Raw genomic sequence first — 8,528 nt, 5'->3', positions numbered from 1 at the left:
CTATTCACGCTATATTCATGACCTAAATATTAACATACGCTCTAACCATTATAACTTATAAATTTTTGTGAATCATTTAGGATTGCTATATTGGCTTACACTTTATTGCGTACCATTATGTGGCAGGCCGTATCTTCCTCAGAACATACAGCTTTTCAACTCTCCTTGCAATCAACTCGACAGCAGTTTAATCAGTTATTGACGTTGTTGGCAACTACAGGAAAACACCAACAGCGACAATGGCATCAATTGCTGTTGGACCAGGTGGCAACTAATTTAGGCTCTATCGGAACTGCTATGCTAATGTATCTTTAGTTACAGAATAGGACATCTATGCAACCCCTTTTCACTAAACTATTAGGTTTGCCGGGAATCGACGTTGAAAACTACCATCTTTTCGATGACAAAATCATTCTTGAAGTTGAGGCCCATCAGGTGAAAGCGGTCTCCCCGCTGTCAAATCCCGAGCACCCATCTGCATCAAAATTATGGGTATTACGTGCGAGATTTAAGCCTAATGGGGCGGCTAGTATTGTTAAAAGTAAATCGGCGACAATTCAAGTGTACGACTTGTGGAAAACCGTTTAGTGAGGAACTCGATTTTGTCGGTAAACATCGCAAACACACCGACCGATTTGCCGAAATGATTGTCCAACAAGTGATTCATAGCGACCTCCATAATGTGGGGCAACAAAACGATTTAACCGATGCAGAAGTGTGGTCAATCGTTGAGTATATTAGCAAAAAAAAACTGGTGATTGACTTGACGGGTCTACAACGGCTGGGAATGGATGAAATTGCTTTACACAAAGGTGAGAATAACTATATTACAATTTTGGTTGATTTAGAGCGTCGTGTACCTGTAGGATTTGTCTGTTCCAGAAAACATAAAGATATCAAGGAAGTCCTGAAAGGATCGGGTCAAGCGGTGCTTAATCAAATTATTGAAGTCAGTATTGACCTGTCAGGCAATTATCGCGGCGGGAGTGCATAAAATGATGCTGTCATGCGAATATCATTGCCGATCGATTCCATGTCATGAAGCTGGTTGGAGAGGAGTTAAACAAGACAATTATCAAGGAGAAAAAAGCGGCGGTCGCGATGCCAGAAAAACCGGAAAAAATGCGAGTTAAGCAGGCATTAAAACAAAGCAAGTATGCCATTATTAAGCCCGAGGAGAGCTTGACAGAGAGACAGCGCTTAAAGTTAGAAGAAGTGAAGCAAGTTTCACCATTGCTGGTCGCAATGCATCAACAGAAAGAGGCTTTTAGAAATATCTTTGAGACGGCACAATACTGGTCGGAAGGCACATTTAAGTTGCTGGATTGGCTGGTGGATGCAGAGACGAACTTTGCAAACAGTGTGGGAACGATTAAGCGCTGGTTGGGTGAAATAACGGGATACTTTGACAATCGCACGACCAGTGGTGCAGTGGAAGGAATTAATAATCGGTTAAAGCTAATTAAACGATTAGGATATGGCTTCAGAAACTTTGAAAACTTTACATTACGCTGCTTAATCTGCTGGCATTTGAATGTTAGCTCTGCATAGTCTCAACGATAGAACCCTAATTTACTCACGATGCGACCCGATCGTTCCGAATCTAGGGTGTTGAAACACAGACGGAAGCCCTATCCTCGAATGCAGGAATCTCGCTCTATCTTAAAAGGTAAACAGACTAGGCAAGCGAGACTTTTTCAGTGACATTGAGCTAAAGTCCTCGTTATGAGGACTAATGAGTTCTTCAGTCCTCATAGCGAGGACTTTAGCTTTGAGACAGGGGTTTCAACAAGAGCCGGACGATCGGTTTAACGTTAAGTTGTCAGGAATGAGCTCTTCCTGGTAACGAGAATTATGCAAAAAATTAAAAATGTTAAGATATAAATATTGACAGATCTTCGGTGGCTGTGGTATGTCACATCAGCTTGCTGGTGGCAGCGCGGGGTGCGAAGACTGGTGTGCGATTCCCTACGGGATAGCTACGCCGCGCGTACTTCTGACTGCTTTGAGTCTGAGATGAACACTCGCAAAGGCTGGGGAATTACTTAACGGGAAAACCTGACTGTTTAAGAGTTTTCACGTAGTAAATAGAAAGGCAAACAGTTGACCGGATACCCTCCGTAAAGCACACTTGTAGCGAAGTGTCACAGATGAGGTTATATTTTCTCAGAAAAGAAACCACTATTCATTAATGACAGCGCAGGAAAGTAGCGGCGGATGTTGAATTTATAGCACTACCCAAGTTTAGTTGATACCAGGAGGATAGCATGAGGAAAATCACGGCGCGACAAACGATAAGTGCCATAGTAGCACTGCCGATCGTACTAATGGCCAATACAACTCAAGCTTTTGCCGCTGATACCAGTCAGAAAATAGAGCCAATTAAGAAAGTATCGGATTTGGGCGATGAGCTTGATTTTGATATTGGCGCACCAATAACAATCAGCATTGAAGAAAGCGAGGATTGGGATGAACCTGATTTTGCAGCTACTTTAGATATGGAGATTAGTAAATTTATGACAAACAATCTTCAAGCTGTAATTGATGAGCCGCCGCCGGTAGTTTATCTCAGTGCGGCGAGGGGTCAGTCAAGCAAGGAATGCCGCATTTCAGCGATATGCGAATAACTGAATCGGATTTGCGCCATTTGGGCGATGGCTGGGAACCCCGCAAACTACGACTCTTTGGCTGGGTACAATTTGAGCCATCATCAAGATTTCTGTAAAATCCGGTTGATTTTGCTGAGAATATGCGAATAACAGAGTATGTATTTTTTGGGTATGCTTTAATTTGAGCCGCTACAACAATAAGTATGCAGGCAGAAATAAACTTAACTAAGTAATTGTTCGGTGTGATTGGTAATCGCAAAAACTGGTTTAAATAAACTTAAGCTTGTGATTGTTTGCTGTATTTTGTGAAAACTGCAAAAATAGGTACAAATAAGCTTATAGCAACCGCCAAAACGGTTAGTTGTGAGGTTCTTAATTGCACTTTGTTTGTGCGGTCGATTCCTTCGTCCTTCCATCGGTTATATTCGTTACATCCCGTACATTGCTCGTTGCTGAACTTCCTTCTTCCTTCTATTCGTTACATCCGTTACATCCCCGTACATTACTCGTTGCCGAACTTCCTTCCTGCTTTGGTTCCTCAGCAGTTGACAGCACCTATTCTGAGAAAAATTTTCAAATATTAATTATGATTAATTCGCACTGCCAGCAAGACACCGCAGCACAGCAAAACAAAAGTTCGCTGCAAACTCTCTCCCGGACTCTGAGAATGTCTCAGGGGCAATTTTCGCTGATCTTGGTGCGGTGCAATTACAGTGCGATGAGAGAGGAAACTGTACGGCAATTGCGCGAGGAGTCTGGTATTGAGATTCGAGAAATTGTTCTCCCGGCATCTGTTAAAACTCTTTACACGACGATAGAAACCGAACTTTCCGGCAAGCATCCGCCAGCTTTAATGGTGTTTGGATTGGAATCGGTAAGCGCGATCGATCGAGTCCTGACTTCTACCAACTACGTTAGGGAAGAATTTCGGAATAATTTTCCATTCCCGGTAGTGCTGTGGGTGACAGACAAAATTTTAAAAAAACTGATTCGGTTAGTAACAGATATCGAGACTTGGACGACAACTGTTGAATTTGTGCTCGGCCCAGACGACTTGGTGGATTTCCTGGGCAAAAGTGCCGATCGCATTTTTTCCCACATTTTAGAAAGCGGCAATTGGCGTTTAAGTAATTCTGCCATTCTCGGAAGCAACTCTTTGACTGAATTAGAGTCCGCTAGCCAAGACTTGCAAACTTGCAACATCAGGTTAGAACCAGCTATTGAAGCGAGTTTGCAATTTATTCGCGGTCGGCACGAATATGCTTGTCACCGCATCCCGGCTGCTCTTGCATTGTATCAAAAAAGCCTGAATTTTTGGAAGTATCAAGTACCATTTATTGACGCAAAAACTGAATTCAGCAATTTGTTATTTACCGTTCATCCGACCCCGGTGTTAGAGGGAATTATGCTATTCCACATCGGTCTTTGCTACCGCTTCCAAGCAGAAAGACACCGCAGCGGGAACCGTCCTTACTGGACGGAAGCTAAGAATTATTTTCAGGAATGTATAGATGTTTTAGAACGCGCAGGACGGTCGGATGCAGTTGGTATATTCATCAATCAACTGGGCGAAGTATTACAGCATTTAGAAGATTGGGATGCACTCTGGAATTTAGCTATCAAAGCTCGGAGGTTACATCAAAAGATGGAAAATTCAGCAGTTAATTTGGCTCAAGATTATGGCTTTTTGGCTAGAGTAGCCTTAGAGCAAAAGAACTGGCAAGGGGCAAAAGAATGGGCTTTAGTCGCTCTAAACGTTCTCAACTCGAATTTAGAAGCGACGGGACAGGGAACGCCTGTAAAGTCGCAGCATCAAGGCTTATATCTGTTAATTTTAGCAGAGGCCCAGAGCCAGTTGGGTGAGATGGAGGAGGCGATCGCGCATTTAGAGCTTGCTCGCTTGGAAACCGAACCTTGCTACAACCCGCAACTGTATTTGCGGGTTTTAGAAATGCTGCGATCGCTCTATTTTCAGCGGGGAGAATATCTCGAAGCATTTCAAATTAAGCAAGATTATCGAGCGGTGGAACACACCTATCGGTTCCGAGCTTTTATTGGAGCCGGAAAGTTGCAGCCGCACAGAGAAGCGGTTAATTCCGTTGCCGAAACTATTGTCGGCGCTGCTACTATTGCTGACGAAATTACTGCTTCCGGCAGAGAACAAGACCTCAATCGCTTGATATATAGGATGAACAATACCCCAGACAAACTGACAGTAATTTACGGTCAGTCTGGAGTTGGTAAAAGTTCAATAGTCACCGGAGGATTAGTACCGGCTCTCAAACAAAAAAAAATAGAAATGCGGACTGTTTTGCCCGTAGTGCTGCAAGTTTACAACAACTGGCCGCGGGAATTGACCAGACAGTTATCTGCTCTTAAAGCTGAAATATTCGAGCCGGAATTTTCCGAAGCCTTACCAGAAACTGCTCCGGTAGATTTTCCAGTAGAAGCAGGCCCAGTCAAGGGAAATCTTATTTCGGGATTTCACGGTGGAGCGACTGGGAATAATGAGGATCGAAGGGAGCAGTCACAGCCAGTAGAATTAATAATAGAACAACAGGCGATCGAATACGAAAACATTATCAATGATCTGCAAAAAAATTCAGAACATTTAGTGACTGTGCTGATATTTGACCAATTTGAAGAATTCTTTTTTGTGTGGAAAGAGCCAGAGGCAAGACAAATATTTTTTGATTTTTTGCGGGAATGCTTGAAAATCAAATACTTAAAAGTCGTCCTGTGTTTGCGGGAAGATTACCTGCACTATTTGCTGGAATTTTCCCGACCCAAAAACCAGACAGAATTCGTTAAAAATGATATTTTGGAGGACATTCTCAGCAAAAACATTCTGTTTTATTTGGGAAATTTTTCGCTGGTCGATGCGCGATCGGTAATTCGCACTTTAACTGAACGAGCGCAGTTTTACTTAGAACCAGAACTGATTGAAGAATTAGTTAAAGATTTAGCTGGAGAATTGGAAGAAGTCCGCCCGATCGAACTACAACTTGTCGGCGCTCAACTGCAACAAGAAAACATTAGAACTTTAACTCAATATCAGGAACTCGGCAACAATCCGCAACAAAAATTAGTCGAAAGATTTCTCGAAGAAGTCATCAAAGATTGCGGCCCGGAAAATGAAGTAGCGGCGCGCAGAGTTTTGTATTTGCTGACAGATGAAGAGGAGATACGTCCCCTAAAAACCCGCGCCGAATTAGCCTCGAATTTAGCGACATTTGCCGAAGCTGATAAATTAGATTTAGTTTTAGAACTGTTAGTAAACTCTGGCTTAGTTTTTCGGTGGACGGAACTACCGGCAGAGCTTTATCAGCTCGTTCACGATTATTTAGTTAGCTTCATTCGCCAGCAGCAAGAATTAGATCAAAAGGCAGAATTTGAGGAACTGCGAAAGCAAAACCAAATTAACCGAGATGAAATTGAACAAATTCGCAAAGACAGAGAGCAAGATGCTTTGCTGTCGGAAGCTAGAGACAAACAGTACCAAGCGGAAGCTCAACTTTACCACGCTCGGAAATGGCAATTGCGGGCGGCGGTTCTAGGAGTGCTTGTACTCGGAGGTGTTTCGGCGATGGCATTCGAGCAAGCAAAATTAGCAGAAAGCGCGCGGCAAGAAGCAGAAACCAGTCGGACTGATGCCCTAAATTCGGCGTCGGAAGCTTTGGTGCTTTCTAATGAAAAAAATCAATTAGGAGTGTTGGGAAATAGTATCAAAATTGGTCGTGGTTCTCAGAAAAGTACAGCGCTGCCTGTGGACACTAAAAATCAAATTTCTGAAAGACTCAGACAAGCAGTTTCCGGTGTGCAAGAACGCAACCGTTTCGAGCAGCACAGCAAGTTTGTTTTGGATGTGAGTGTCAGTCCCGACGGCAATTCAGTTGCTTCGGCAAGTGCTGACAAAACTGTGAAATTGTGGAGCAAAGAAGGTAAGTTATTAAAAACTTTCAATCACCCGGATAGCGTGACAAGTGTTAGTTTTAGTCCCGATGGGAAAACGATCGCTACTGGTTGTGCCGATCGCACAATTAGAATTTGGCAAGTAGATAACGACAAAAGTGCGATTCCCTACGGGATAGCTCCGCTTCACGGCATTTTATCCGGCCACCGCGATATCGTCACCAGCATCAGTTTCAGTCCCGACGGCAAAACCCTAGCTTCCGCCAGTCACGATAACACCGTCAAAATCTGGAACCTTGCGAACAAAAAATTGCTGCAAACCTTAACCGGACACAAAGACTGGGTGCTCGGTGTCAGTTTCAGTCCCGACGGCCAAACAATTGCCTCAGCAAGTGTTGACAAAACTGTAAAACTTTGGAACCGAGAAAGTAAAACCCAGAAATTTAAAATTAATCCCAAAACATTAACCAATCATTCTGGAATTGTTTACAGCGTTAAGTTCAGTCCTAACAGTCGAGAAATCATCTCAGCAAGTGCCGACACCACAGCCAAAATTTGGAACCGAAATGGTGAGGAAATCAGAACTCTCAAAGGACACAACGATGAAGTTGTCAGCGCGAGTTTCAGTCGCGATGGCGAAAAAATTGTCACCGGCAGCGCAGACGATACGGTGAAAGTTTGGAGTCGCAGTGGCACTTTGCTCAACACTTTTCGAGGACATCAAGACGACGTGAGGGCCGTAATTTTCAGCGGCGATGGCACTATTGCTTCCGCAAGTAAGGACAAAACAGTGAAACTTTGGCAACCAAACAGCACTCCGTTGAATAAGATTTTATCGGGACACGGAGACTGGGTTTACAAAGTCAGCTTTAGTGCTGATGACAAAACAATTGCTTCTGCTAGCGGGGACAAAACAGTGAGACTTTGGCACGCTGACGGCAGTTTATTTAAAACCTTAGAAGGTCACAAGGATTCTGTTACCTGGGTGAGCATTTCGCCTGATGATAAAACTGTTGCTTCTGCCAGCGATGACAAAACGGTGAAAGTCTGGAATTTAAACGGGAAACTGTTAGATACTCTCAGCCACAGCGGCATTGTCAGAAGCGTGACTTTTAGTCCAGATGGAAAGATAATTGCCGCCGCAAGTGCCGATCGCAAATTGTACCTCTGGCGCTGGAACGGTTCTAAAGCAACTTTGTTTGCAAAACTCGATCACAGCAATCCAGTAATTAGCGTTAGCTTCAGTCCCGACGGCAAAACTATTGCTACTGCTACCGCTGCTGAGGACAAGCCAACCGGGAAGAAAAAGGTTTTTGAAATTACTGGAGAAAAGAGAGTTTACCTCTGGCAATTTAACGGTTCGTCGGCGAAAATTATGAAAACTCTCGACCACCAGGACAGCGTTAAAGATGTTAGCTTCAGTCCCGACGGGAAGACTATTGCTGCTGCTTGCGCTGACAAAAAAGTTTACTTGTGGGGGTTTGATGGAAAGGTGGCAAATTTAACTGAAAAACTCGACCACAGCGATACTGTAGAAAGCGTGAGTTTTAGTCCTGACGGCAAGTTGATTGCGGCCGCGAGTGGGGGAAATACTGTTAAACTGTGGGATTTTGACGGCAAGAAGGCGGTGCTATCTAAGACTTTAGAATCGAGCGATCGGGTGTTGAGCGTTACTTTTAGTTCGGACAGCAAAACTCTGGCTTTTGCTAGCAGGGATAGAAGTGTAATTTTGTGGCCTGTGGAGAATTTGGAATTGAATAATATTATTGCTCGGAGTTGCGAATGGTTGGGAGATTATTTGCAGAATGACCCGAATGTTGCTGAGGGCGATCGACTGCTTTGTCTTGGGTTTGGGAAACAGGCGTTAAATAAGAGGAAGTAAACCTGGTTTGTAGTGAGGAGTTCATTTCTCTCTCTGCGGATGAAGAAGGACTTGCATTTTTGACAGCTAACCTAGAGTTTAATTTAGATTAAAATCTCTATCTGTTGACTGGTGTTTTTGGCTGT

At 43.6% G+C, this 8,528-nt stretch carries 4 protein-coding genes and 1 pseudogene; all 5 read left to right on the top strand.

Annotation, left to right across the window (positions count from 1 at the left end):
- Positions 1–90 precede the first annotated feature (90 nt).
- Positions 91–315, top strand: coding sequence for a hypothetical protein (locus E5S67_RS32445; protein WP_216670470.1), 225 nt, complete (start codon positions 91–93; stop codon positions 313–315).
- Positions 316–333: 18 nt separating this feature from the next.
- Positions 334–1,551: pseudogene (locus tag E5S67_RS15015) on the top strand (ISL3 family transposase).
- A 336-nt stretch (positions 1,552–1,887) separates the two neighbouring features.
- Positions 1,888–2,049, top strand: coding sequence for a hypothetical protein (locus tag E5S67_RS32440; protein WP_216670469.1), 162 nt, complete (start codon positions 1,888–1,890; stop codon positions 2,047–2,049).
- Between the two features lie 218 nt (positions 2,050–2,267).
- Positions 2,268–2,627, top strand: a complete 360-nt coding sequence (locus E5S67_RS15010; RefSeq protein WP_172188516.1) for a hypothetical protein — start codon at positions 2,268–2,270, stop codon at positions 2,625–2,627.
- Positions 2,628–3,195: 568 nt separating this feature from the next.
- Positions 3,196–8,403 carry an nSTAND1 domain-containing NTPase gene (locus tag E5S67_RS15005; protein WP_172188514.1) on the top strand — a complete coding sequence of 1,736 codons (5,208 nt, stop codon included), beginning with the start codon at positions 3,196–3,198 and terminating at the stop codon, positions 8,401–8,403.
- The last annotated feature ends 125 nt before the right edge of the window (positions 8,404–8,528 follow it).

The organism is Microcoleus asticus IPMA8 (assembly GCF_013179805.1).
Taxonomy (GTDB): Bacteria; Cyanobacteriota; Cyanobacteriia; order Cyanobacteriales; family Microcoleaceae; genus Microcoleus; species Microcoleus asticus.
This window is presented reverse-complemented; position numbering and strand designations above follow the sequence as displayed.